23 protein-coding genes and 1 pseudogene are annotated in these 25,942 nt (G+C 67.5%); 8 read left to right on the top strand and 16 right to left on the bottom strand.

Translation table 11 applies throughout. The annotated features are described in order from the left end of the window. Positions 1 to 10: 10 nt before the first annotated feature. From ACWEQQ_RS29165 to ctaD, 9 genes are all read right to left on the bottom strand, one after another. On the bottom strand, positions 11 to 778 hold the full coding sequence (locus ACWEQQ_RS29165) for an enoyl-CoA hydratase-related protein (protein ID WP_452350500.1): 768 nt from the start codon (positions 776 to 778) through the stop codon (positions 11 to 13). A 55-nt stretch (positions 779 to 833) separates the two neighbouring features. Next, positions 834 to 1,688, bottom strand: coding sequence for an NUDIX hydrolase (locus ACWEQQ_RS29160; RefSeq protein WP_452338694.1), 855 nt, complete (start codon positions 1,686 to 1,688; stop codon positions 834 to 836). Between the two features lie 70 nt (positions 1,689 to 1,758). Next, positions 1,759 to 2,205 (bottom strand): MoaF-related domain-containing protein, encoded by a 447-nt coding sequence (locus ACWEQQ_RS29155; RefSeq protein WP_452350499.1) that lies wholly within the window; start codon positions 2,203 to 2,205, stop codon positions 1,759 to 1,761. A 107-nt stretch (positions 2,206 to 2,312) separates the two neighbouring features. After that, positions 2,313 to 3,146: an ABC transporter ATP-binding protein gene (locus tag ACWEQQ_RS29150; protein WP_452338692.1), complete on the bottom strand. Its 834-nt coding sequence runs from the start codon at positions 3,144 to 3,146 to the stop codon at positions 2,313 to 2,315. A gap of 370 nt (positions 3,147 to 3,516) precedes the next feature. Next, positions 3,517 to 4,260, bottom strand: a complete 744-nt coding sequence (locus ACWEQQ_RS29145; RefSeq protein WP_452338691.1) for an aminoacyl-tRNA hydrolase — start codon at positions 4,258 to 4,260, stop codon at positions 3,517 to 3,519. Positions 4,261 to 4,285: 25 nt separating this feature from the next. Then, entirely contained in the window at positions 4,286 to 4,696 is a 411-nt protein-coding gene (locus tag ACWEQQ_RS29140; protein ID WP_452350498.1) for a protease inhibitor I42 family protein, read from the bottom strand. Between the two features lie 104 nt (positions 4,697 to 4,800). Then, positions 4,801 to 6,048 (bottom strand): phosphoserine phosphatase SerB, encoded by a 1,248-nt coding sequence (serB, locus tag ACWEQQ_RS29135; RefSeq protein ID WP_452338689.1) that lies wholly within the window; start codon positions 6,046 to 6,048, stop codon positions 4,801 to 4,803. Between the two features lie 181 nt (positions 6,049 to 6,229). After that, entirely contained in the window at positions 6,230 to 7,189 is a 960-nt protein-coding gene (locus ACWEQQ_RS29130) for an NAD(P)H-dependent flavin oxidoreductase (RefSeq protein WP_452350497.1), read from the bottom strand. Positions 7,190 to 7,309: 120 nt separating this feature from the next. After that, the gene (gene ctaD, locus ACWEQQ_RS29125) at positions 7,310 to 9,046 is read right to left on the bottom strand and encodes an aa3-type cytochrome oxidase subunit I (RefSeq protein WP_452338687.1); all 1,737 of its coding nucleotides are present in this window, start codon (positions 9,044 to 9,046) and stop codon (positions 7,310 to 7,312) included. 178 nt (positions 9,047 to 9,224) lie between these two features. Between ctaD and ACWEQQ_RS29120 the strand changes: the two genes are divergently transcribed. Continuing rightward, positions 9,225 to 10,349: an ABC transporter substrate-binding protein gene (locus ACWEQQ_RS29120; RefSeq protein ID WP_452350496.1), complete on the top strand. Its 1,125-nt coding sequence runs from the start codon at positions 9,225 to 9,227 to the stop codon at positions 10,347 to 10,349. A 304-nt stretch (positions 10,350 to 10,653) separates the two neighbouring features. Here ACWEQQ_RS29120 and nrdF read toward each other — a convergent pair whose 3' ends face one another. After that, positions 10,654 to 11,616: a class 1b ribonucleoside-diphosphate reductase subunit beta gene (nrdF, locus tag ACWEQQ_RS29115; RefSeq protein WP_354835114.1), complete on the bottom strand. Its 963-nt coding sequence runs from the start codon at positions 11,614 to 11,616 to the stop codon at positions 10,654 to 10,656. Positions 11,617 to 11,859: 243 nt separating this feature from the next. Beyond that, a complete protein-coding gene (gene mgtE / locus ACWEQQ_RS29110) occupies positions 11,860 to 13,236 on the bottom strand; it encodes a magnesium transporter (RefSeq protein WP_354835112.1) in 1,377 nt (458 codons plus the stop codon). 366 nt (positions 13,237 to 13,602) lie between these two features. Between mgtE and ACWEQQ_RS29105 the strand changes: the two genes are divergently transcribed. Together ACWEQQ_RS29105 and ACWEQQ_RS29100 are read left to right on the top strand one after the other, a co-directional pair. Next, on the top strand, positions 13,603 to 14,271 hold the full coding sequence (locus ACWEQQ_RS29105; protein ID WP_354835110.1) for a response regulator transcription factor: 669 nt from the start codon (positions 13,603 to 13,605) through the stop codon (positions 14,269 to 14,271). Next, the gene (locus ACWEQQ_RS29100) at positions 14,268 to 15,572 is read left to right on the top strand and encodes a sensor histidine kinase (protein WP_379437695.1); all 1,305 of its coding nucleotides are present in this window, start codon (positions 14,268 to 14,270) and stop codon (positions 15,570 to 15,572) included. The genes ACWEQQ_RS29105 and ACWEQQ_RS29100 overlap by 4 nt, the downstream gene beginning before the upstream one ends. A 24-nt stretch (positions 15,573 to 15,596) precedes the next feature. Here ACWEQQ_RS29100 and ACWEQQ_RS29095 read toward each other — a convergent pair whose 3' ends face one another. Then, positions 15,597 to 16,088, bottom strand: a complete 492-nt coding sequence (locus ACWEQQ_RS29095) for an MFS transporter (RefSeq protein ID WP_452350495.1) — start codon at positions 16,086 to 16,088, stop codon at positions 15,597 to 15,599. 57 nt (positions 16,089 to 16,145) lie between these two features. On the opposite strand from ACWEQQ_RS29095, the gene ACWEQQ_RS29090 reads away from it, so the two are divergent. The 3 genes from ACWEQQ_RS29090 (at position 16,146) to ACWEQQ_RS29080 (ending at position 18,958) form a co-directional block, all read left to right on the top strand. Beyond that, positions 16,146 to 16,802, top strand: a complete 657-nt coding sequence (locus ACWEQQ_RS29090; protein ID WP_452350494.1) for a histidine phosphatase family protein — start codon at positions 16,146 to 16,148, stop codon at positions 16,800 to 16,802. 313 nt (positions 16,803 to 17,115) lie between these two features. Beyond that, on the top strand, positions 17,116 to 18,396 hold the full coding sequence (locus ACWEQQ_RS29085; protein WP_452350493.1) for a PucR family transcriptional regulator: 1,281 nt from the start codon (positions 17,116 to 17,118) through the stop codon (positions 18,394 to 18,396). A gap of 319 nt (positions 18,397 to 18,715) precedes the next feature. Beyond that, entirely contained in the window at positions 18,716 to 18,958 is a 243-nt protein-coding gene (locus tag ACWEQQ_RS29080; RefSeq protein WP_452338680.1) for a hypothetical protein, read from the top strand. 36 nt (positions 18,959 to 18,994) lie between these two features. Here the strand turns inward: ACWEQQ_RS29080 and ACWEQQ_RS29075 are convergent, their stop codons facing one another. Then, complete coding sequence (locus ACWEQQ_RS29075; RefSeq protein WP_452350492.1) at positions 18,995 to 20,005, bottom strand: alpha/beta hydrolase; 1,011 nt, start codon at positions 20,003 to 20,005, stop codon at positions 18,995 to 18,997. A gap of 591 nt (positions 20,006 to 20,596) precedes the next feature. Between ACWEQQ_RS29075 and ACWEQQ_RS29070 the strand changes: the two genes are divergently transcribed. Together ACWEQQ_RS29070 and ACWEQQ_RS29065 are read left to right on the top strand one after the other, a co-directional pair. Next, positions 20,597 to 21,445, top strand: a complete 849-nt coding sequence (locus ACWEQQ_RS29070) for an EamA family transporter (protein ID WP_452350554.1) — start codon at positions 20,597 to 20,599, stop codon at positions 21,443 to 21,445. Positions 21,446 to 21,532: 87 nt separating this feature from the next. Next, positions 21,533 to 22,537 carry a DUF222 domain-containing protein gene (locus ACWEQQ_RS29065; RefSeq protein WP_452350491.1) on the top strand — a complete coding sequence of 335 codons (1,005 nt, stop codon included), beginning with the start codon at positions 21,533 to 21,535 and terminating at the stop codon, positions 22,535 to 22,537. On the opposite strand, the pseudogene ACWEQQ_RS29060 reads toward ACWEQQ_RS29065, so the two are convergent. The 3 genes and pseudogenes from ACWEQQ_RS29060 to nrdE form a co-directional block, all read right to left on the bottom strand. Further along, positions 22,434 to 22,670 (bottom strand): annotated as a pseudogene (locus ACWEQQ_RS29060) (transposase); the annotation flags it as partial. The gene ACWEQQ_RS29065 and the pseudogene ACWEQQ_RS29060 overlap by 104 nt on opposite strands. Before the next feature lie 132 nt (positions 22,671 to 22,802). After that, positions 22,803 to 23,768: a DUF2332 domain-containing protein gene (locus tag ACWEQQ_RS29055; protein WP_452350490.1), complete on the bottom strand. Its 966-nt coding sequence runs from the start codon at positions 23,766 to 23,768 to the stop codon at positions 22,803 to 22,805. Between the two features lie 77 nt (positions 23,769 to 23,845). Beyond that, positions 23,846 to 25,927 carry a class 1b ribonucleoside-diphosphate reductase subunit alpha gene (gene nrdE / locus ACWEQQ_RS29050; RefSeq protein ID WP_452350553.1) on the bottom strand — a complete coding sequence of 694 codons (2,082 nt, stop codon included), beginning with the start codon at positions 25,925 to 25,927 and terminating at the stop codon, positions 23,846 to 23,848. Between the last annotated feature and the right edge of the window lie 15 nt (positions 25,928 to 25,942).

Genomic DNA, 25,942 nt, shown 5'->3' with positions numbered 1-25,942 from the left:
ATCGGGCTGCTTAACGGCCGGTGAACCGGGCCGCATCCGGACCGTCGACCAAATAAGAACGTGTTCCAACCTGCTGATCTTCGGTGCCGAACAGATCCGCCCACTCGCGACGCGCCCGATCATGGCCGTGCGTGCCCGCCTCGAACACCCGCTTGGCAGCGGCCAGGGCCGCGCGCGGACCGTCGGTGAACTGCTTCGCCCACCGCAGGGCGGCGGCGAACACGTCGTCGGGCGCGACCACCTCGTCGACCAGCCCGAGCGCCGCGGCCTCCTCCGGATCCACGAACCGGCCGCTGTATACCAGATCCTTGGCGTGCGAGGGGCCGATCAGCAGGCTCAACCGGCGGATACCGGCCAGCGGGATCAGCCCGGCCTTGATCTGCGGCAGGCCCAGCTTCACGTTGTCGCCGATGACGCGGCGGTCCGCGGCCAGGGCCAGCTCCAGCCCCGCGCCGAGGGCGTATCCGCTGATGGCGGCCACGGTCGGCTGCGGCAGCCGGGCCAGGCAGCCCAGCGCCGACTGGAAGTCGCCGGCCATGGCCTGCGCCTGCTCGGGGGTGAGCCGGGCCAGTTCGGCCAGTTCGTCACCGGCGGAGAACACCCGCTCGTCGCCGTAGACCACCACGGCCGCGATCGACGCGTCGGCCGCGAGCTCCTCGGCGGCCGCCGCCACCTCCAGCGCCACCTGGAGATCGATCAGATTCATCGGCGGGCGTGCGATGCGGAGCACGGCGACATGCTCCGCCACACCCCGGTCCACGGTCACGAATTCGGCCACAGCCGATCACCCTACTTCGGACCCCGGGCACCGGGACGCTCCGCCCGGGCAGGCACTACTCGGGTCGCTGCGAACCGCGGATACGCGAATTGTCGGGCAGCTCGGCGAAGTAGCGGTCGGCGTGCGGGAACGCCAGCGCCGGACCGCCGCCCGACGGGTCGTACACCGGCATGATCGGGGTGATGTCCCGGCCGGCCGCGAGAATCTCGGCGGTGGAGGCGAATTCGTTCAGCGCCGCGAGCTGGGTCCAGGTCGGCGGCAGCAGCACGTCCACGCCCTCGCGCCAGCGGCCGATGGCCTCGGCGGGGGTGCACCAGGCGACCACCTCGGCCTCGGAGGTGGCGCCGTCGGCGAGCTGCCCCTCCGGCAGCACCGCGACGAAGAAGCGGGTGTCGTAGCGGCGCGGCTCGATCACCGGGGTGATCCAGTTGTCCCACGGGCGCAGCAGGTCGGCGCGCAGCACCAGGTGCTCGCGGGTGAGGAATTCGGCGAACGACAGCTCGCGGCGTTCCAGCTGCCCGCGCGCTTCGGCGTAGACCGCGGTGTCGCTGACGACGCTGTCGGCGGTCGGTCCCGCCAGCAGCACCCCGCACTCCTCGAAGGTCTCGCGCACCGCCGCGCAGACCAGCGCCTGGGCCCGGCCGGCGTCGATGCCGAATCGCTCGGCCCACCAGGCGGGTTCGGGTCCGGCCCAGTCCAGCGCGATGGACGCGTCGGACGGGTCGACGCCGCCGCCGGGGAAGACGGTCATGCCGGCCGCGAAGGCCATGCCACCCACTCGACGCTGCAGGAACACCTCGGGCCCGTGCGCACCGTCGCGCACCAGCATGACCGTGGACGCGTCCTTGACGGGCGCGGCCGCGGGCTGGGATTCGGACTGGGCCATTGCTTCGCTCACCTTTCGCACCATAACCGTTGCCCCGGCTAAGCGATACCACGCGCTGCGGGTTCGCCGGTCACTCGGTCACACGGACTGATGGTCAGTCGGTCACACGAACTGATCCGGTGCGGGTTTCGATGACGGCCCGATCGGCGTCATCGCGCCGGGTCCAGGTGCCCTCCACCTTGCCGGCGCGATAGTCCTGCACCTGACTGATCACCGCGCCGGTGTCGTCGGTCCAGGTAACCAGGAAGATGCCGGCCGCAATGGGCGCGACCGCGACCGGCGTGCTCGACCGGCGCCCGGTGTCGGCGGCGATAGAGGTCAGGGTGCGCCCGTCCGCCGAGAAGACAACGGTTCCGCCCGCGCCGCTCTCATAGCTGAGCTGCACCGTCCTACCGTTCAGGTCCGACGGGACCGTGGCCCGGCCCAGGGTCTCCGCGGCGTGCGAATTCGAAACCCGCTGGGCGGCCGGTGGATCGGCCACGCAGCCGGTGGCGACGACCGCGATGGCCAGAATCGTGATGGCGCCGATGCTCCGGCCCACAGCCAGCTCCCTCCATCCGCGGCAGTTGCGGACAGTTTGCCCGGCGGTGGCGGCGGATGCAATCGCAGCGCGCCGCGGTTCGCGAGACAGGTTGCGGGAGGCAGCTTTCAGCGGTTGCGGTGCCGCCCGAAGCGCTGGCTGCGGCGCGCGAAGTAGCGCCCCTCGATACGGTCCAGCTGAATCGACTGGCGGAACGCGTCACTCAGGTTCTCGGAGGTCAGCACATCGGTGAGCAGACCCTGCGCGACCACACTGCCCTCATTGAGGAGCATGCCGTGGGTGAAGCCCGGCGGAATCTCCTCCACGTGGTGGGTGACCAGCACGGTGGCGGGCGCATCCGGATCGGCGGCCAGATCGCCGAGCCGCTCGACCAGCTCCTCACGCCCGCCCAGATCCAGTCCGGCGGCCGGTTCGTCGAGCAGCAGCAGTTCCGGATCGGTCATGAGCGCCCGGGCGATGAGCACCCGCTTGCGCTCCCCCTCCGACAGCGTCCCGTAGGCGCGATCGGAAAGGTGTTCCGCGCCCAGGCTTTCCAGAATGTCGACGGCCCGGTCGGTGTCCATGTCGTCGTAGTTCTCCCGCCAGCGGCCCATCACCGCGTACCCGGCTGAGACCACCAGGTCGGCGACCTTCTCGTCGAGCGGCACCCGGCTGGCGATGGCGGCCGAGGACAGGCCGATGCGCGGGCGGAGCTCGTTGATGTCGACCCGGCCCAGGGTCTCGCCGAGCAGGTTGGCGACCCCGGAGGTGGGGTGCATCTCGGCGGCGGCCATGCGCAGCAGCGAGGTCTTGCCGGCGCCGTTGGGGCCGAGCACGACCCAGCGCTCGTCCAGTTCCACCTGCCAGGTGACCGGACCGACCAGGGTATGTCCGGAACGTCGGACGGTGACGTCGCTGAAATCGATGAGCAGATCGGGATCCGGTTGCGGCACGGGGTCCATCTTGGCCCACCGCCCTGGACGCTCGTCAACGTGGTGGGAAAACTCGGTGCGTGTCCTCTCCGGAATTGCGATGGCGATAAGCGATTTCGTGTGCGCCACCATCGAATTCCGATGGTTCGCGCTCCGGGCCCGCCAACCCGCGGTCCCGCGCATCCGCCCGGGTGGACCGGAACATGCGCGCCAGAATGAGTGCCGCCGGGACCGAGAGCGCCGCCCACACGATGAGAACAACCAGCAGTGTTGTCATTTCGGTGGTTTCCTTTCGAGGAAACGTGAATCGATCCTTGCCGACCCGTCCCGGGAAGTCGATATGCACTGCCCATATAGGTCAGTGCGCCGACCATCCGGTTTCGCTAGTGCGACATCCGCACTACGCCACCGCGATCACGGTCGTCGACCCCGGTGCCACCTCGGTGAAACCGGCATCGCGCACCGCCACCGCGCTGCCCTCGGCCACCCCCCGCTGCAACTCCGCCCAGCGGCCCGGATCGGCCTCCGCGACGGTGCACCGGAATCCCTGTGCGGCCCACGCATACGCCCGCTGCACCGGCAGAGCGCCTGCCAGCAACATACTGGCATGCCCTACCTGCGCCGCGGCCTTCCCTACAGTCATACCCAGTTCCGCGTTCACCCATAGCACCGGAGATTCCGGATCGATTGCGATCTCCTCCTCGACGGGCAGCTCGGTGCCGCTGATCTGGAGGCGCCGGATGCGCGGATCCACCTCGCCGACCGGTCCCGGCACCAGCGCCCGCGCCTGCGCACCCGCGAAATCGACTGTGACACCGTCGACTTCCTGCGCCGCCAGCCACTGCGCCCCGCGCGCCCGCCGCGCCACCTTGCGAATACGCGAGCGTTTCCAGGTCAGATAGCGCTCCTCCCACGCCCCATCGGGCCCGACCCGCTCATCGAGGCACAGCGCCACCACCGCCGAGGCGGCGGCTGCCAGAAGTGCGCTGCGCGCCGGTGGATCGTTCTTCGGAATGTGCAGCACCATCTGCATGGCCTGTACCAGCGCCGGGTCCGCCGGATCGCCTCCGCCGCCATACCCCCGCGCCAATTCCGCGTGCCTGGCCACGAAACCGGCATCGATGGTGGATCCGACGCTCGACACAACCACTCCTACACAACTGTTCGGGCTAATGAACCGTCAGGTTCAGGGTGAAGCTCTTGGCCGGCTCCACACCCTGTTCCCAGGCTCGCTTGTATTCCAGGCTCAATCGGGTGGAACCCGCCGCGACCGCCACGAAATTCGACACCGATGTGCCGCCGACCCCGACCTTGCCGTCCGGATTCGGGTCCTGTTCGTATTCCGGCGAGCCGTTCTGCTTCACCACGTTCTGATCCAGACCGCCCAGCATCCAGGCGTATCCGGTGGTCGGGTTGGCCTCGAGGGTGACGATCAGTCCCTGACCGACCGCGAGACTCACGTCCTTGCCGTCGGAGTCGGCGCCGACGCGCACCGGCTCGTGCTCGGACGAGGTCGAATTGCCGCAGCCGGCCAGCGCCAGCGCGGCCATCACCACTGCCAGCGGCATACGCACGCGCACGGACTCTCCTTCGATCGTGACCGGACTCCCCGACCACGGTACCGAGAGCGGAGCTGCGAGTGCCGCAACCGAATTGGACGCGTTGCGGGTCTCAGCCGAGCGCCTCAGCGCGGCAGCGGCACCCGGCGGATGCCGCCGTCGCGGGCATCGGCCGCCTCGACCTCGTCGCGGGTGACGCCCAGGATGAACAGCACCGCGTCCAGGAACGGATGCGACAGCGCCGCGTCGGCGACCTCGCGCAGCGCGGGCTTGGCATTGAACGCGATGCCCAGCCCGGCGGCATTGAGCATGTCGATGTCATTGGCGCCGTCGCCGACCGCGACGGTCTGATCCATGGCCACCCCGGTCTCGGCCGCGAATCGGCGCAGCGCAACGGCTTTCGCCTCCCGGTCCACGATCTCCCCGACCACCGCGCCGGTCAGCTTGCCGTCACGGATCTCGAGGGTGTTGGCCTGTACGAAGTCCAGTTCCAGCTCGTGCGCCAGCGGCTCGATGACCTGACGGAAACCGCCGGACACCACGCCGCAGCGGAAACCCAGGCGGCGCAGGGTGCGAATGGTGGTACGGGCGCCAGGGGTCAGCTCGATCCGCTCGGCGACCTCGTCGATGACCGAGGCGTCCAGCCCGGCCAGCGTCGCCACCCGCTGACGCAGGGATTCGGAGAAGTCGATCTCGCCGCGCATGGCCGCCTCGGTGACCCTGCGGACCTCCTCCTCCACACCGGCGTGCGCGGCCAGCATCTCGATGACCTCGCCCTGGATCAGGGTGGAGTCCACGTCGAAGACGATGAGCCGCTTGGCCCGTCGCGCCAGGCCGGCCTTCTCGACGGCGACGTCCACGCTCTCCTTGGCGGCGACCGTGGCCAGCGCGGTGCGCAGCTCGGTCTCGGCGTCCGCGTCGGCGGTGGGGACGGTGACCATGAGTTCAAGGCCGGTGACCGGATAGTCGGCGATGCCGCGAATGGAGTCGATGTTCACCCGCTGCGCGGCCAGCTTGCGCGCGATGGCGCTGAAGGCACGGGCAGTGACCGGCGAACCCAGCACCACGACCGCGTGGGTGGACAGCTTGGCACCCGAGACAGCGCTCGCCCCGATCTCCACGTCGACATCCATGCCGATGGAGGCCATGGCGTCCTCGAGCTGATCCTGCAGCGCTTCGGGATCGGTGGGACACGACACCAGCACGCCCAGGGTGAGCCGGCCGCGAATCACGACCTGCTCCACATCCAGCAGACTGACCGCGCTATTGGCCAGGGCGGCCAGCAGTACCGATGTGACGCCCGGCTTGTCGGGTCCGGTGACCGTGACCAGAACCGTCGTGTCAGCGCTCCGCCTCCCCGCGCTTGCACTCAATTCGATAACTCCGTTCCATGCGACTGCCTGTCCCGCCCGGCATGCGGCGGCAGCTCATTCTGTCAGGTCGGCGCGAACGAGACAGCGCCGACCGCCGCCGACGGTGGCGGGCATCACGCCACCCGAGGTCAGCGACCGGGCCGCCGGAGGTCAGGGCGACCGCCGACCGAGAGTCGGTGCGTCAGCGACCGAGCAGGCGTGCGGCGCCGGAACACATTTCGGTCAGCACGTCGGCGACCGGGCGCACCGCGGTGACCAGGCCGACGCCCTGGCCCGCGTCGACCGGGGCGATACGCGGGTCGTCGGCGGCATTGGCGGTGGTCAGCTCGGACCGCGCGGCGGTGTCACCGGCCAGCTCGCCGAGGTGGTCGTGCCAGCGCGCGGTGAAGTCGTTGCGCAGCACCCGGGCCGGAAAGCGCTGCGGCCAGGGCAGTTCCATGCCGACGTCGAAGGTCCGGGTCACGATGGTGTCGGTGTCCTCGGCCGCGAGCAGGGCCCGCCGGCCGCCCGGCGACAGCAGCGATTCGGCACAGGCGGCCAGGGCGGTCCCCAGCCACACTCCCGAGGCTCCGGCGGCCAGCATCGCGGCGATCCCGCGCGCCGACCCGATTCCGCCGGCGGCCAGCACCGGACCCGGCACCACGTCGAGCACGGCCTCCAGCAGCGGCAGCGTCGCCAGTTCGGGAGCGCCGTGCCCACCGCCCTCCAGACCGCGTGCCACCAGGACATCGATGCCGGCATCGCGCGCACGCCAGGCATCGTCGACGGTGTAAACCTGTGTCGCCGTGCGGATTCCGGCGGCGCGAGCCCGGTCGGCCCACGACAGGTCGGACCCGAAGCTCACCGACAGCAGCGCGGGTGCGGCCGCGAGGGCGAGCTCGAACAGCCCGGGACGGGCGGCCATCACCCAATCCACCAGACCGATCCCGACGGGACCGGCAGCGTCGGCGACGTACGGCAGTTCCCGCTCGAGGGCCTCCACCGACCCACCACTCCCCATCCCGATCATGCCCAGGCCACCCGCCGCCGCGACTGCCGCCGCCAGCCTGCCACCGGCGACCCCGCCCATCGGCGCGTTCACCACCGGCAGCCGCAGCCCCAGCTCACGCGACCACTCGGTGGACAGTCCCGTTTCCGACATCGCTCCCGGATCCTCCATCAGCCAATGTTGCATCGTGGGCCTGTATAAGGAGAGTCGCCCTGCAAACAACGCGGCACCCGTCGTCAGACGGGTGCCGCGTTGGTGTTCAGGTGCCTGAGACTAGCTGGAAATCTTCTCCAGCTCCTTGACGGTGTGGGACTTGGAGCCCCAGCCGACATGGGCCTCGGCGCGCATGCGCTCGACCATGTGCGGGTAGTGCAGCTCGAACGCGGGACGCTCGGAGCGGATGCGCGGCAGCTCGTAGAAGTTGTGCCGCGGCGGCGGGCAGGAGGTCGCCCATTCGAGGGAGTTGCCGTAGCCCCACGGGTCGTCCACGGTCACGACCTCGCCGTAGCGGTAGGACTTGAAGACGTTCCAGATGAACGGCAGCATCGACGAACCCAGGATGAAGGCACCGATCGTGGAGATGGTGTTCAGGGTGGTGAAGCCGTCCGAGGGCAGGTAGTCGGCGTAGCGACGCGGCATACCCATGTTGCCCAGCCAGTGCTGCACCAGGAACGTGGTGTGGAAGCCGACGAAGGTGGCCCAGAAGTGCCACTTGCCGAGGCGCTCGTCCATCATGCGGCCGGTCATCTTCGGGAACCAGAAGTAGATGCCCGCGAAGGTGGCGAACACGATGGTGCCGAAGAGCACGTAGTGGAAGTGCGCGACCACGAAGTAGGTGTCGGACACGTGGAAGTCCAGCGGCGGCGAGGCCAGGATGACACCCGACAGACCACCGAAGAGGAAGGTCACCAGGAAGCCGACCGACCAGAGCATCGGGGTCTCGAAGGTGAGCTGACCGCGCCACATGGTGCCGATCCAGTTGAAGAACTTCACACCGGTCGGAACCGCGATGAGGAAGGTCATGAACGAGAAGTACGGCAGCAGCACGGCACCGGTGGCGTACATGTGGTGCGCCCACACCGCGATGGACAGCGCCGCGATACCCAGCGTCGCGTAGACCAGCGTGGTGTAACCGAAGATTGGCTTACGGCTGAAGACCGGGAAGATCTCCGACACGATGCCGAAGAACGGCAGCGCGATGATGTACACCTCGGGGTGGCCGAAGTACCAGAACAGGTGCTGGTAGAGCAGCACGCCGCCATTGGCCGGGTCGTAGATGTGGCCGCCCAGGTGGCGGTCGTAGGCCAGGCCGAACAGGGCCGCGGTGAGCAGCGGGAAGGCCAGCAGCACCAGCACCGAGGTGACGGCGATGTTCCAGGTGAAGATCGGCATCCGGAACATGGTCATACCCGGGCAGCGCAGGCAGACCACGGTGGTGAGCATGTTGACGCCACCGAGGATGGTGCCCAGACCGGAGACGGCCAGACCCAGGATCCACAGGTCGCCGCCGACGCCCGGGGAGTGGACGATGTCCGACAGCGGGGCGTAGGCGGTCCAGCCGAAGTCGGCCGCGCCACCGGGGGTGATGAAGCCGGCGGTCGCCATGGTGCCGCCGAACAGGTACAGCCAGTAGCTGAACGCGTTCAGACGCGGGAAGGCGACGTCAGGGGCGCCGATCTGCAGCGGCAGGATGATGTTGGCGAAGCCGAACACGATCGCGGTCGCGTAGAAGAGCAGCATGATCGTGCCGTGCATGGTGAACAGCTGGTTGAACTGCTCCGGCGACAGGAACTGCATGCCCGGGCGGGCCAGCTCGGCGCGCATGAGCAGCGCCATGATGCCGCCGACCATGAAGAAGGACATGGCCGTCACCAGGTACATGACGCCGAGAACCTTCGGGTCCGTCGTGGTGACCATCTTGTAGATGAACGATCCCTTCGGACCCGTCCTTTGAGGATAGGGCCGAGCCGCCTCCACAAGGCTGGCCGGCCGCGGTTCTACGGCAGTCACGAAACCTCCACAGGTATGCCATCGTTCGTACGCTGCTTCCGGCGTCCGGTTCGGCATATGACGAACGACGGTGGCTTGCGCTGTGACAGATCGTAAACCGTGTGCCGACAGCGCTCGCTCCGGGTCCTACTCTGTGTCGTAATTGGGAGTCGCCGGGCACGGCTGTAGGCTGCCCCGCATGCCGGTGCGCGAGTCCGCTTCCACCCGAAACACCTTCGCCTCCACCTTCTCCCCCCTGGTCGCTCCCCATTGGCGATCTTTGCGGCATTTGCGCAGTGTGGGATTGGTCTCGGCGGCCACGCTGCTGACGGTGGGCCTCGTCGCGGGATGCGGCAAGACCGATGACAACTCCGCCTCGATCGTGCGCACCACGACGAATATCGCGGGTGCGGGCGTGGTCGGGATCGAGCGCGACACCTCCAAGGCGTGCCCGCTGCCGTCCAGCCCGGACTCGGCCGCGGGCACGAAGACCGTCGCCCATGCCGCGGGCACCTCGGAGGTGCCGGCCGACCCCAAGCGCATCGTGGTGCTCGCCACGTCCGCCTTGGACGCCACCTGCGCGCTGGGGCTGTGGGAGCGCGTGGTCGGCGCGGCCACGCTGGCCGGTCCCGCGCCGCAGCCCGGTTACCTGGGCACCGGCGTCGTCGATATTCCCTCGGTCGGCCTGATGGGCAACCCGGATCCGGCGAAGATCGCGGAGCTGAAGCCGGATCTGATCATCGGCCCGGCCTCCGACAGCTCGCACTACGACGCTCTGAAGGGCATCGCCCCGACGGTGCTGGTCGGTGCGGAGAACGGCTGGCAGGCCACCTTCACCGGTTTCGCGGAGGCCATGGACCGCAAGACCGCCGGGGTCAAGGCGCTCGACGACTACCGCACGGCCGCCAAGGACGCGGGCGTCGCCGCCAATGCCGCCCTCACCCAGGCGTCGGTGATCCGCTTCGAGCCCAATGTCATTCAGGTGCAGGGCGGCAACAGCTTCGCCGCGCAGGTGCTGGGTGACGCGGGCGTGCAGCGGCCGCAGCCGCAGCGCGGGGACTCCTTCGACGTGACCAGCCTGAGCAGCCAGGACGCCCGCAACCGGATCGAGGGCGACCTCATCTTCCTCATGTTCGACGGCAAGGACGGCCTCGACTACGGCAAGTCGATCATGAAGGGCGACAACTGGAAACAGCTCGCCGCGGTGAGCGACCGCCGCGAGTTCGCCGTCGACGACACCATCTGGCACGGCAGCGGCATCACCGCCGCCCGGGCCCTGCTCGACGACGTCCGCAACAACCTCAACGGATACGTCACGGACTGAGCGCTCCCGCCTCCCCGGACCTTCAGCGCGCGGCCGAGAGCCGTGAACCGTTGGGCACGCGTGCCGGCGGTTGGGGAGCAAACCGATTCTGGCCGTACCCGACGAGTTACCCCGAACGTTGCGAAATCAGTTGCTACGGTTGGCAAACGGCTCCGAGAAACTTTCGCTCGGGGCCGTTTGCCATGTCTGCCTGTGGGGAACACCCGTGATCACGAAAAGTTCACGATCTCGCTGGTGAACTTGGCGGTCGGTGCTCGGCCGGGTGGCGACTTCCCCGCGTCATCGGGTCGAGCGCCGTGACTTGTCAGAACTCCCAGTCTTCGTCTTCGGTGTTGACGGCCTTGCCGATGACGTAGCTGGAGCCGGAGCCGGAGAAGAAGTCGTGGTTCTCGTCGGCGTTGGGCGAGAGGGCCGAGAGGATGGCCGGATTGACGTCGCACTCGTCCTTGGGGAACAGGCCCTCGTAGCCGAGGTTCATCAGGGCCTTGTTGGCGTTGTAGCGCAGGAACTTCTTGACGTCCTCGGTGAGGCCGACCTCGTCGTAGAGGTCCTGGGTGTACTCGACCTCGTTCTCGTACAGCTCGAACAGCAGCTCGAAGGTGTATGCCTTGAGCTCCTCGCGCTCGGCCTCGGAGACCAGTTCGAGGCCCTTCTGGTACTTGTAGCCGATGTAGTAGCCGTGCACGGCCTCATCGCGAATGATCAGGCGGATCATGTCGGCGGTGTTGGTGAGCTTGGCCCGCGAGGACCAGTGCATGGGCAGGTAGAAGCCGGAGTAGAAGAGGAACGACTCCAGCAGGGTGGAGGCGACCTTGCGCTTGAGCGGGTCCTCGCCGTTGTAGTACTCCAGCACGATCTCGGCCTTGCGCTGCAGGTTCCGGTTCTCCTCGGACCAGCGGAAGGCCTCGTCGATCTCGCGGGTGGAGCACAGCGTGGAGAAGATGGAGCTGTAGCTCTTGGCGTGCACCGACTCCATGAAGGCGATATTGGTGAGCACCGCCTCCTCGTGCGGGGTCAGCGCGTCCGGGATGAGGCTGACCGCGCCGACCGTGCCCTGGATGGTGTCGAGCAGGGTGAGGCCGGTGAAGACCCGCATGGTGAGTTGCTTCTCATTGGCGGTCAACGTGTTCCAGGACGGGATGTCATTGGAGACCGGGACCTTTTCCGGCAACCAGAAGTTGCCGGTGAGCCGATCCCAGACCTCGGCATCCTTCTCGTCCTGCACGCGGTTCCAGTTGATCGCCGTCACCCGATCGATCAGTTTCACGCCCGCTCACACACCCTTCTCAGCTCACCGGACCCTGCGGAATTCCCTTACCCTGAACACTACTACTGGTAGGTGACATCCCCATGCAGCACAAGAAGTTGTGTCTTCACGTGTCCTCACACTGTCCTGCGAGAATGCGAAAAGGGGATGGGCAAGCACGCCACCGACTGCAGAAAATTACAGCTGTGCAATCCGTCACAGCGACCCGGGGTCGGCGTGTCCGAACCGCCCCCGGTTTGCCGATCAGATGCCCAGCACCACTTTCGCAGTCGTGAAATAGATGACCAGCCCGGTCGCGTCCACCAGCGTGGTCACCATGGGCGCGGAGATGACGGCCGGGTCGATGCGCAGTTTCTTGGCCAGCAGCGGCATGGTTCCGCCGATGGTCGCCGCCCAGGCGCAGATGATCACCAGCGCGATGCCCACCACCACGGCGATCTTCACGCCCACGAACAGCGTGCCGATCACCATGCCGACCGCGGCCAGCATGCAGCCCAGCAGCAGCCCGACCCGGCATTCCCGCCAGATCACGGCGAACAGGTCCGAGACCCGGACCTCGCCGACCGCGAGCGCGCGCACGCAGGTGGTCGCGGCCTGGGCGCCCGCATTGCCGCCGGAGCCGATGAGCAGGGGGATGAACAGCGCCAGGTGCGCGGCCTGCTCGAGGGTCGGCTCGAAGAAGTTGGTGACGGTGACGGTCAGGGTCGCGGCGACCAGCAGCAGCATCAGCCACAGGGCGCGGTAGCGGGCCAGCTGGAACACGCCCGCGGCCATGTAGTGCCCGGACCACGGGGTGGTGCCGGCCTGCCGGGCCATGTCCTCGGAGTCGGCGGCCTCGATGACCTCGACGGCGTCGTCGATGGTGAGCAGGCCCACCAGGCGGTCCTCGCTGTCCACCACCGGCAGGTTGATCAGGTTGGCGCCCTGCATGAGCCGGGCCGCCCGCTCCGCCGAGTCGGTGGCGCGCACCGAGACCGGTTCGGCCACAACCAGATCCGCGATCATGGCGTCCGGTGAGCCGAGCACCAGATCACGCAGTTCGACCACCCCGATCAGGCGGCGGCCCGCGTCCACGACCGGCAGCGTGTAGACGGTCTCGGCGGTGCCGCCCTTGGTCCGGACGGTCTGCAGCGCCTCGGTGACGGGCAGATTCCGCGGCAGCGCAACGACTTCCGGCGTCATGTAGAACCCGACCGACCCCTCCGGGTAGCCGAGCAGGGTGGCGGTCATCCGCCGCTCGCGCGGGCTGAGCCCCGCCAGTACCTTCTTGGCCACCTTGGCCGGCGCCTCGCGCAGCATGCGGGCGCGGTCATCGGGGTCCATGTCCTCGACGAGGTCCCGGAAGCTCTGATCGCGCAGGCCGGACAGGATCTGCTGCTGGTCGACGGGCTCGAGTTCCTCGAAAACGGCCAGCGCGCGGTCCTTGTCGAGCAGCCGGAAGGCCATACCGGCGGTGACCGCGTCCATGCGGGCCAGCTGCTCGGCGATGACGTGCGGCGGGTGGTTGTCGAGCCACTCCACGGCGGGGGTGAGGTGGCGGCGGTCGACGATGTCGCACAGCGAATCCCCTTCGGGGCGGCGCACATCGGAGACGACAGGGTGCAGGTCGGTCTGCGTCATGGCGGAGTCCTCGGCCGGACGGCGAGTAAAAGAGTGGATGGGAGGCACCGGGGCACACCGCGGGCACCGCACCCACCGCCGCAGCGAAGCTAAGGACGAATTCGGGGGGCGATGCCACACGGCCTTCGACTGGGAGGTTCGCCGCGCATGCACCTCACCCCCTCTCGGTAGCCGCTGACAGAAACAACCGCGTTCAGGATACAGCGGGTTGCCTGCGGCCCTCGACCTGGCGGGCGGTTCCGTGAGAGGGTCGGAAGCCGGTGGTAGCGCGCCGGTTTGCCGTCGGATCATTTTCCGATCATTTTTCGCCGATCCGGTCGCCGCAGCCGTTGGGCAGGCGTCCGAGATGCCCTACTCTCTGCCTCTGTGCGTGTTTTGGTGCTAGAGGACGACCACCAGCTCTGCCGTGAGGTGACCGATGGGTTGCGCTCGGCCGGGTTCGCGGTGGACCTCGCCCAGAGCATCGCCGACGCGGATTTCAAGATCGCCATCAATCGCTACGACTGCCTGGTGGTGGATCGCGGACTGCCCGATGGCGACGGCCTGGACCTGGTCGCCGGGGCGCGCAGCGCCGGGCACACGGTGCCCGCGCTCATGCTCACCGGCCGCGACGGGCTCGACGATCGGCTGGCCGGTTTCGAGCACGGCGCCGACGACTACCTGACCAAACCCTTCGCGCTGCCGGAGCTGGTGATGCGGGTGCGGGCGCTGTGCCGCCGCCGCGAACAGCCCACTGCGTCGCGAATCGCGGTGGCGGACATCGATATCGACCTGATGCGCCGCCGGGTCACCCGCGCCGGCATCATGCTGATGCTCACCCCCAAGGAGTTCGCGGTGCTCGAGCTCATGGCGACCCGGCGCGGCAGCGTGGTGACCCGCACCGATCTCATCGAGTGCTGCTGGGACGAAATGGCCGAGCCCGCTTCGAATGTGGTGGACGCGGTGGTGGCGAAGCTGCGCCGCAAGCTCGGCGAGCCGAGCGTGATCGAGACCGTGCGGGGTACGGGATTCCTCATCGGCGGCGGGATCTCGTGAGCGCGCACCGCTCCCCCGCCGTGGCCCGGCTGAAACGGGCCCGCTGGATCATGACCGCACTGGTCACCGTGATCACCGCGACGGCTGTACTGGTGTTCGGCTTCGTGGCCGCCTCCATCGACGCGCACGCGCGCCAGACCCGCGCGCAGGATCAGGCCGAGCAGGTGGCGGGTGGGCTGGCCCGGGCCATTCAGCACGACGACAAGCAGGTGCTGGACCTGTCCACCGTCATCGACGACGAGCTGGCCAAGGGGTCGACGGCGGTCGTGGTGACGGTGCGCAAACCGGGCGAGCCGTGGAAGCAGGCGCACACCTATCAGCGTTCGCTCATGCCCGACGACACCCAGATTTCCACGCTCGCAACGCAAACCGAGGATCACGCCGACGGCCTGCTCTATCAGGGCAGCCGGTTCGCGGGCACCGACATCACCGGCCGCTCGGTGACGGTGGCGGGCGCCCCGGTGTTCTGGAACGACTGGGACAGCATCGTGGTCATCCTGGCTGGGACCGAGTCCATGGCAGACGCCGGGGCGCATCGAATCCTGGTGTGGGAGTTGATCGCCGGCGGTGGCCTGCTGGTCCTGCTGTCGGCGGCGGCCACCTTCCTGCTGTCGGGGCGCAGCCAGCGGCAGGCGTTGCGCATGCTGGACGAGCACGAGCAGTTCCTCGGCGATGCCGCGCACGAATTGCGTACGCCGCTCACCACATTGAAGCTGCTCACCGAATCCCGGCCCAAGCCCGAGGAGGTGCAGCAGACGCTGGCCGAGGCGCGCCGGCTCGCGGATCGGATGGCGCGCCTGGTGACCGGGCTGCTGGCCCGCGCCCGCATGCAGTCCGGCATCGCCGAACCCGAGCGCACCCTGCTGCGGCTGGACCAGCTGGCCGAGGCGGTGGCCGAGGAGGCCGCCGACGAGCGCATCGTGGTGACCGCGCACCCGAGCGTGGTGGTGGGCGATCCGCAGCTGCTGAGCCTGGCGATCCGGAACATGCTGGAGAACGGGCTGACCCACGGCGCGGTGAACCGGGCCGCGCCGGTCGAGGTGCACGTGGCGGAGGGGCGGGTCAGCATTCGCGACCATGGCCCGGGCGTCGATCCGGTCATGTCGGCCAGCCCGTTCAACCGCGGCGCGGCCGGGCGCAGCGGGCGCAATGGCATCGGGCTGGCGCTGGTCGCCTGGGTGGCGCAGGCGCACGGCGGCAATGCCTCCATCGAGCCCGCCGTCGGCGGCGGCACCATCGCCACGCTGTGGCTGCCGCCCGCCGACATCACGGTGGGCAGTCCGGTCGCCGCACACCGGTAGCGAAACCCGGTGCGCGGACGGGGTTCACTCGGCGTCGAGCGGCTTGCGACCGCTGATCGGACGCCAGAGGCCGATGAGCGCGACCATGATCACCAGGGCCACGGTGATGACGGTGAACACCGCGCCGGGCCCGCGGCGGTCCAGCAGCGGCAGCAGCAGGAACGGCTGCACGGCCGTGCCCAGCTTGGACAGTGAACAGGTGGTGCCCGACGCGGTGCCGCGCACGCTGGTCGGGAAGGACTCCGGCAGACAGGCGTGGATGGCGTCGGAGAACACATTGCCGGCCAGCGTGAACAACCTGCCCGATACCAGGATCAGCGGCACGGCGGTGGCGAAACCGAAGACCAGGCCGAACACCGCCATCAGGGCGGCGCTGCCCATCACCAGGTATTTCCGTTCCCCGCGCTCCATCAGCGGAATGGCCGGCAGCGAGCCCAGCACGGGACCCAGCGGCAGTTCGTCCAGTCGCACCGGCGGACCGGTCCGGGCATCGCGGGCGTCACCGAATGTGGTCATTGCCCACACTCAACATTTCACCGGGCGGACGGCCATGGTTGCGCGCACGATATATGGGTGGACGTGACGGGAGCGGGACTGCAATCACTGACCATGGTGCGGCACGGCCAGAGCACCGTCAATGCGGCGCCGTACACCGGGGCGGAGGAATTCATCACGGGCACACGGGATGCCGACGTGCCGCTGACCGAGCTGGGCGCGGCGCAGGCGGCGGCGGCCGGGAGACGGCTGGCCGGGTTCGATCCTGGCTTCGACCTGGTGCTCTGCTCGCCGTATCTGCGCACCCGCGAGACGGCCCGCATCGCGCTCGTTTTCCTGTCGACGCTGCCCGTGCACTTCGACGAGCGGATCCGGGACCGGGAGCCCGGGGTGCTGTTCGGGCTCACCAGAATCGGCATTCAGCGCCGCTACCCGGACGAATTCCGGGAGATGCAGCGCTCGGGCGGCTTCTACCATCGCCCGCCGGGCGGCGAATCCTGGCCCGACGTCGCACTGCGGCTGCGGGCCGTGCTCCGCGAAATGCACGGCCATGTACTGGTTTTCACCCATGACATCGCAATCGTGCTGACCCGCTACATCTTCGGGGATCTGAGCGAGGCCGAGATCAGCGCCCAGACCAGTGCCCAGGTCCGCAATGCGTCCATAACCCGTTGGGAGCGGGGCGATTCCGGGATGCGGCTCACCTCGTACAACGACACCAGTCACCTGGGCTGATCACCGCCCCGGGCATGTCCACCCGGGCTGACAGGATTCCGTGCCGAGGTGGAGTCGGATAGATCACCCCGGTGGCGCTCTCACGCCTCGGGCGTGCGCCCGTTTCACCCGCGTATCCACGCGAATTGCCCCGCGTCGACGCTGCCCGGCAGTCATGCGGAGCCGGCCTGGCGCATGTGAGAAGTCACAAGAGCGCCGAAAGCGCATTACTGTGCCTCACAGGAGGGATCGATCCAGCCGCTGGTATCCGCGGCATGCGTTAGCGTTTCAGGTCCCGGAAGGGGCACAACCCGGGGGTGGAAGGGAGTCACGGATGTCCGTGGGAATTCCGGCCCAGGCGGGGCTCACCGTGTCGGGCAACCCGATATCGTCGCCGCTCAAGGATGTGCGCGGGCTCGCGCAGCACATGGTGGGGCATTTCGTCGAAACCGTCGCGCCGTGCGGGACGCTGCCCGGCGACGCCATTCACGGCGACGTCACCGCCATCACCCGCACCTGCCTGGAGCTGGCGGTGGGCATGCTGGACGGGCGCGACATTCCGGAGAAGACCAAGCGTTTGGAGGAGGCCGCCGCGCAGTGGGCGCGGGAGGGCATTCCGATCGACACCATCCACCACGCCATCCACGAGGGCTTCAAGATCGGGTCGGAGCTGGTGATGGCCAATGCGATGGCCGGGCACGTGCGCCGCGAGGACGACGCCGGCGATGTCACGCTGGTCATCGCGGCCGCCGACATGGACAGCATCATGGGCGGGGCCAAACTCGTGGTGGAACTGCTGGACCGGATGACCTCCGCGGTGGCCATGGCCTATGTGCGGGAGCTGCGGTCGGTGGTGAGCGAACACCACACCGCCGTGCACACGCTCACCTCCGCGCTGCTGGGCGGGCACAGCACCTCCACCATGGCGCGCGAATGCGGGATCGAGATCGCCGAGACGTATCACGTACTGGCGCTGGCGATTCCCGAACATCCCGAGGAGCACTCCACCACCGTGGACGGTGCGGTGGTGGCACGGCGCAAGCTGCGCCGGGTACAGGCCGAACTGGCCCACCGGTATCCCGACCGGGTGCTGTCGCTGCTGAGCGTGGACGGCGGCACGCTACTGGTGCCGGTCACGGCACTCGCGGACGAGCAGCTGGACGAACTGGTCGAGCAACTGTCGCGGGCAGCCCGGGTGCCGATCACCGCGACGCTGGTTTCCGCTGCGCCGCAACAGATTCCGGATGCGGCCGACCATGCGCACGAGCTGCTCGACATCGTGCACCGGCTGCGGCTGGTGCGCGGGCTGTTCCGGTTCGACGAACTGGCGCTGGAATATCAGCTCACCCGGCCGGGACCGGGCCGCGATCATCTGGGGTCGCTGCTGGATCCGCTCGACGAGCACGCCGAGCTGCTGGAGACGCTGCAGTCGCACATCAGCAACAACCTGAACCGGCAGCGCACGGCGCGCATGCTGCACGTGCACACCAATACCGTGGACTACCGGCTCAAGCGGATAGGACAGCTGACCGGGTTCGATCCCACCCAGGCGTCGGGGCTGTGGTACCTGCGCTCGGCGCTGGTGGCCCGCACCTATCAGGCGGCGGGCTGCTGACCTGCGGCGGTCGGCCGGCCCGCCGGTAATCGGCCGGAGGGTTCATCGCCGGGCTGGTGGTCGGCGGGGGCGACGTAGAAGGGGTCCGGATCCACAATGGGCACCGTGATCGTTTGTGACCGCGTGTCCAGTCTGGGGTGCCGACATTTCTGTTCCAACGCGTAACAACTACCCTCGCGCGGCGCTTGTGACATTTCCAAGGTCGAACCGGAACACGTTCCCGTGCAAAACAATCCGGTTACTTTCGGTTACAGAGACGCGCAGCCGCCGCAGGTGTCGGCTCGCGCGTCTCCCCGCCACTATTCGAGGAGCAGCACGCATGGCCGGCATCACCGAAGGCAAGGTTCTGTTCGACAGCAGCGGGGAGGCGCTCACCCATCGTGTCACCGTGTACCTGGGCGGGCCCGACGAAGGGGCCGAGCTCACCATGGAATACGCGGCCACCTGGAAAGAGGCGTCGGACTTCACCGTGGCGGCCGTGCACGCCGGACTCGCCGTGACGGTGGACAGCCGGATCCGGCCGGGACTGCGCCGACTGCCACGCTACGGATTCCGGCACTGAGATACCGTGCGCCCCACATGCATTCGGGCGGTGCGATTACCGCCCGGAGGGCGGGGCGAACGCGGTGGCGAGGGTATCCCAGGCCGGGCCCAGCTCGGCGGAGAAGTCCTCCCAGGCGTGAATTCCGGTCGGCTCGTAGTGCACGGTGGCGGGAATTCGCAAGTCGCTCAGTCGATTCGCGAAATGCTCGGTGCAGACGCGGGCGCCGGCCTCCAGCACCACGCCGCCCCCGGCGGCCTCCAGGGCGGCCGGGATGTCGGGCGACTTCAGCACCTGGGCCAGATCGGGCAGGCCCGGGAGACCGGAGGCGGCCGACAGGTAGATCACGGTGCCGCGCAGGGCTTCCGCCCAGACGGTGCTGTCGTGGATCAGCCAGTCGAAGGTGCCGGGCGGGCCCCACAGGTTCATGATGTTGCCGCCGCGTGAGGCGACGGTGAGCGCGGTGATCGCACTGCCGGAAGGGTCGATGGTCGAGTAGCAGCCGCTCAATCCGGCGACGGCGCGGTAGAAGCCGGGGTGACGGTGGGCGAGCATCATCGCGCCCTGCGCACCCATCGAGACGCCCGCGATGGCCCGGCGGCCGTCGGAGTGCAGATAGGGCTCGATGGCGCCGGGTAGCTCGGCGGTCAGGAAGGTCTCCCAGCGGTTCCAGCCGAGCGCGGCGTCGGCATGCAGCCAGTCGGTGTACATGCTGCCGGTCGCGCCCGCGGGCAGGACCACGTCGACGGGCTTGTCCGCGAAGAATTCCGCCGCATGCCCCTTGGTCAGCCAGTCGGATACGCCCTCGGCGTCCACCCCGTCCAGCAGATAGAGGGTGGGCCGGGGGCCCGCGCCGGAGCCGTGCAGCACATCGAGGGCGACGTTGCGGCCCATGGCAGCCGAGGTGACCTCCACCCGCTCCCAGTTCGGGCCGAACTGATGCACCCGGGTCACATCGGCCGGGGACGCGGCCCGGTACGGCATTCCGGCATGGGCGGTCACGCCCAGCGGCGGGCACGCGAGTATCGCCAGCGCCACCGCGACCCCGGCGGCGGCCCGGGACCTCACGACTCCGCTCCCATATCGGGATTCATCCGAATCATGTTGTGCGACAAGCTAACTCCTCACGCAGGGCGTGATATCCGAAGAACCCACCGAGCGGGTGCGAGGTTGGCCGCTCGGTGGGTCTTCATCCGATGGGAGTGCAGTTACGACTGCACCGGCAGTACATGTCTCGAACAAGCAGTCCTCGGCATGCGGGGGCAGGAGAGGACTTCTTACTCACCTCCAAAAACGGGAGTCCTGATGCGATTCCGATTCCGGCATCGACCGCGCAGTTCGGTGATTCGATACCCGAATCACGGCGAGCCTAACCAGGCTCGAACCGTGATCGGCAGGGCGCGAGCCACGTTCTGGAGAGTTCACAACACTGGGCGGCGCGGTCGTGGGATCGGCCACAGCAGCGGTTATCCCCGCCGCGTCGCCTGCTCGTCAATCCCCCGAAACGCGTTGTCAACCAGCCGTTTTCACCTCGAGAATCACGTTGACCAGCACATTGCCGCCGGGCTAGGTTCGTACCGGATTGTTTGGTCTAGACCATATGGACCGCTACCCGAGCCGGCTTCGATGCAATCGAGAGGAAGATCACGCGTGCAGTCGATGGGATATCCGATCCTGGCGGTCTCCGTCTTCCTGCACGCGGGCTGGAACGTCGCCCTGGGCCGGCTCCGCCGTAGCGACCGGCCCATCTCCTCCACCGCCGACATGCTCATCGCGGGCGGCCTGCTCTTCCTCCCGATCGCCGTGGCCACCTGGCACTTCGAGCTCTACGCCCTCCCCTTCGCCGCCGCCTCGATCTGCTTCAGCACCATCTACTTCGCACTGCTCGAGCAGGCCTACGCCACCGCCCCGGTCGGCGAGGTCTACCCGATCGTGCGCGGCAGTTCCCCGGTCCTGGTCGTCACCGCCTCCGCCATCCTCGGGACGACCATCGGATGGACCCGCTGGCTGGGCGTGGCCTTCATCGCCTCCGGCGTCCTGCTGATCGCTCTCTCCCGAGCCCGGCCGGCCGCTCCGGGCATCACCGGCGGCCGCCGATCCGTCTTGTGGGGTCTCACAATCGGCTGCTGCGTAGCCTCCTACACACTCTTCGACGGTGTGGGCGTTCATCACGCCGCACCCATTCCCTACCTCGTCACGGTCATGGGCGGCTCCGGAATTGCCCTGAAGGTCAAGGACATAGCCCGCGGCGACCACGCCGGCTCGCTCTCCCTGCGCTCGCTTCCCCTCACCGCCATGGGTGGTGCGGCAATGCTCGGAGCCTTCGGTCTGACACTGATCGCCATGACCCAGCTGCCGGTGGCGGTCGTGGCCAGCGTTCGAGAATCCAGCATTGTCGTTGGCGCGATTCTCAGCCGAATCCTGCTCGACGAAAGGATTTCTCGACAAGGTGCGATCGGGATCGCAAGTGTATTAACAGGAACGGTGGTCATTGGATTACCGGCTTGAAAATAGGCGCCGGGGGTTTAACGAATTATATTGCGATACTGGATAATTCGGATTCTTTGAATGATCTTCGGGCGGTAGAATGGGGGTATGGATTGGGGCGGGCAGATCATCGACGACATCACCGCGGTGGACGCGGTCGGTGTGGTGGGTGACGCGCTCGATGTGCTGATTCAGGATCCGCTGGGACCGATCGGTGACGACGACCTGCTGGATGTGATGCGGGAATGGGAAAGCCACCGCCGTCGCATGGCCGCGTTCGAACACAAACTGATTCGTGAGGTCGAGAACCGGAACCTGCCAGAAAAAGCGGGCGTGAGGCCGACTTCGACATTCCTGGCTCAAACCCTGCGCCTGGGACACGCCGAAGCCCGCGCACGGTGCAACGCCGCGCAGTTGCTGGGTGTGCGCCAAGAAGCCGGTCGGGTGTTGGAGCCGTCGCTGACCTGGACCGCTGCCATGCAGGAAATCGGTTTGGTGTCGGTGGATTCGGCACGCATGATCGGCAAGATCATGGACCGGATCCCCGAGAGTGTCGACGCCGACCTGCGCGACCGCGCCGAGTTCCAGCTGGCACACTTCGCAACCCAATCCACCGTCGACGACCTGCCCAAGATCGGGGACCGCATCCTGGGCTACCTCGACCCCGACGGCGCCCTCACCAAAGACCTCGACCGGCAACGCCGCCGCGGCATCACCCTGTCCAAGCAGGGCGTGGACGGCATGTCCACCATGACCGCCGACCTCACCCCCACCGCACGAGCCTTGCTCGATCCGATCTTCGCCGACCTGGCCCGGCCCGGCATGTGCAACCCCGCCGACCCCGAAAGCCCCTGGAACACCAACGAACTCGACACGGACGCGTTGGAAGCGGCCGCCAAGCGTGACACCCGCACCCCCGCGCAACGCAACCATGACGCGCTGGTGGCGTTCCTGCGCCCGGAAATGGGCCCGACCAAACTCGGCAAGCACCGCGGCCTACCGGGCGAGTTCAAGGGGTCGTCGCAACACCGGCTTGTTGTAGTGAGAGTAGCTGTTGGTCAAGGGCTTCGGCGGGAGTCTTCCAGCCGAGTGTCTTGCGGGGTCGGCTGTTGAGGGCTGCGGCGACAGCAGCGAGATCGCCGGCGGTGTGTCTGCTCAGGTCGGTTCCCTTCGGGAAGTATTGGCGCAGAATCCCATTGGTGTTTTCGTTGGTGCCGCGCTGCCAGGGGCTGTGCGGACCGACGTAAAGGTTCAAAATGGTGGGGGCTGGAACGGGAGTTCGGCCTCGCAAGCTCGGCCCCCTCTCCCCTCCAGGCATCTTTGTCGTTTGTCTCTTTGGGTTTTGGTTCTTTGGCTTTGTCTTCTGGTCCTTTGTCTTTCAGCACTTCCCGAACCAGTCGAGGCTCTGCCCGTGCGGGCGCGTATACGCCATCGGAACGCCGTTCGATGCAAGTACTAAATGCACGTCTGCCGGTCCAGCCGGGAGCACATCGGTGCCGAAATCAACAACTCCCGGCGGCTCATTGGTAATCCACTCACATGGAAGCTCTCGCATCATGGCCGGGAAAGCCGCACGATCGGCGCGGGCCAGATAGAGCAGGACAGCACTACCGAAAACGATGACGGGTATATCGGAGGGAGCCTCGTGGACCAGGTCCGCCAGGGCATTGCTGAGATCGCCCCGCACCAGATGCGGCGGGTTCTCCCGAGCGATGGCGGCGGCATTGCGCAAGCGGTCCAGGCGGTTTCGCTGTTCGGGCCAGACTAGAGATTCCAGCCAACGCATGTCCTCGGGATCCCGGACATCGAGCGGGTTGAGGTCGATACCCGCGCGGTGCACGACGTTCGGTAGTTCGGTGGGCAGTGGCGGGTTGCCGGTGGTGGCGCATGGCAGGACGACGGTGGAGCGCCCGTCTCGAGGGTCGAGGGTGGGGCGGTCGTCGTAGGTGTAGCTGTACCGGTCGGGGTACAGGCACAGTCCGGCAGAGGCACCGAATTCTATGAGCGCCACTGGATCCGAGCCATGCCGGGCGAGCAGCGGCAGCAGCGTCGCGGTCCGGCCCACCTCGTTGGTCTGGGTGCGACGGGCCATGGCGACATCCCGGACCCCGGGCCAGTTGGTGATCAGGAAGTCCTTGAACTCCTCGAACGGCCCCACCGTCACGCCCAGGTAGCGGGCCGCGCCGAGGATCAGGTTGGGCTGGCGCTTGTGCACGGGCAGGGTGTCGATGAGGGCGAGAAGCTCGGTATCCCCGGCGATTCCGAGGCACCAGTGCTCGTAGCAGGGCGAGTAGCCCCGCACCTCCTTCTCTGCGAATGCCCGGTATCGATCGGCGGTTTCCATTCGGCCTCCCCCACATCGGCTTTCACGAAAAAGGGCGTCCGCGGCAGTTGCCGGGACGCCCTTATCGATAGCACCTGTCAGAGCATGCAGCTCACGCAGCCCTCGACTTCGGTTCCTTCCAGGGCCATCTGGCGGATGCGGATGTAGTACAGGGTCTTGATGCCCTTGCGCCAGGCGTAGATCTGGGCCCGGTTGACGTCGCGGGTGGTGGCGCTGTCCTTGAAGAACAGGGTCAGGGACAGGCCCTGGTCGACGTGCTGCGTCGCCGCGGCATAGGTGTCGATGATCTTCTCGTAGCCGATGTCGTAGGCGTCCTCGAAGTATTCGAGGTTGTCGTTGGTCAGGTAGGGGGCCGGGTAGTAGACGCGGCCGATCTTGCCTTCCTTGCGGATCTCGATCTTGGACGCCACCGGGTGGATGGAGCTGGTGGAGTGGTTGATGTAGGAGATCGAGCCGGTCGGCGGGACCGCCTGCAGGTTCTGGTTGTAGATGCCGTGCTCCATGACCGACGCCTTCAGCGCGCGCCAGTCGTCCTGGGTGGGGATGTGGACGCCGGCGTCGGCGAAGATCTGGGCGACGCGGTCGGTCTTGGGCTCCCACGCCTGGTCGGTGTACTTGTCGAAGAACTCGCCGCTGGCGTACTTCGAGTCGGCGAAACCGCCGAACGCCGAACCCCGCTCCATCGCAATCAGATTCGAGGCGCGGATCGCGTGGTAGGCGATCGTGTAGAAGTAGATATTGGTGAAGTCCACGCCCTCTTCGGAGCCGTAGTGGACCCGCTCGCGCGCCAGGTAGCCGTGCAGGTTCATCTGGCCCAGGCCGATGGCGTGGGACTCGTTGTTGCCCTGCTCGATCGAGGGCACCGAATAGATGTGGGTCTGGTCCGACACCGCGGTCAGCGCGCGAATCGCGACCTCGACCGACTTGCCGAGGTCCGGCGAGTCCATGGTCTTGGCGATGTTCAGCGAACCCAGGTTGCACGAGATGTCCTTGCCCACCTTGGCGTAGGACAGATCGTCGTTGAACTCCGACGCGGTGGAGACCTGCAGGATCTCCGAGCACAGGTTGGAGTGGGTGATCTTGCCCGCGATCGGGTTGGCCCGGTTCACGGTGTCCTCGTACATGATGTACGGGTAGCCCGACTCGAACTGCAGCTCGGCGATGGTCTGGAAGAACTCGCGAGCCTTGATCTTGGACTTGCGGATCCGCTTGTCGTCGACCATCTCGTAGTACTTCTCGGTCACATTGATGTCGGCGAACGGCACGCCGTAGATGCGCTCCACGTCGTACGGCGAGAACAGGTACATGTCCTCGTTCTTCTTCGCCAGCTCGAAGGTGATGTCCGGAATCACCACACCCAGCGACAGCGTCTTGATACGGATCTTCTCGTCCGCATTCTCCCGCTTGGTGTCCAGGAACCGGTAGATGTCGGGGTGGTGCGCGTGCAGGTACACCGCGCCCGCGCCCTGCCGCGCACCCAACTGGTTGGCGTAGGAGAACGAGTCCTCCAGCAGCTTCATGATCGGGATGACACCGGAGGACTGGTTCTCGATCTTCTTGATCGGCGCACCGGCCTCACGAATATTGCTGAGCAACAGGGCAACACCGCCGCCGCGCTTGGACAGCTGCAGGGCGGAGTTGATGGAGCGGCCGATCGACTCCATATTGTCTTCGATGCGGAGCAGGAAACAGGACACCGGCTCGCCGCGCTGCTGCTTGCCCGAGTTGAGGAAGGTGGGGGTGGCCGGCTGGAAGCGGCCGTCCATGATCTCCTCGACCAGCTCGCGCGCCAGGGTCTCGTCACCGGCGGCCAGGGCCAGGGCCACCATGCACACGCGGTCCTCGAAACGCTCCAGGTAGCGCTTGCCGTCGAAGGTCTTCAGCGTGTACGAGGTGTAGTACTTGAACGCGCCGAGGAAGGTCGGGAACCGGAACTTCTTGGCGTACGCCTGCTTGAACAGCTGCTTGACGAACTCACGGGAGTACTGGTCGAGCACCTCGGTCTCGTAGTAGTTCTCGCGCACCAGGTAGTCGAGCTTCTCCTCCAGATTGTGGAAGAAGACCGTGTTCTGGTTGACGTGCTGCAGGAAGTACTGGTGCGCGGCTTCCCGGTCCTTGTCGAATTGGATCTCGCCGTTGGGGCCGTACAGGTTCAGCATCGCGTTGAGGGCGTG

This window comes from Nocardia sp. NPDC004123 (assembly GCF_053603795.1).
This window is presented reverse-complemented; position numbering and strand designations above follow the sequence as displayed.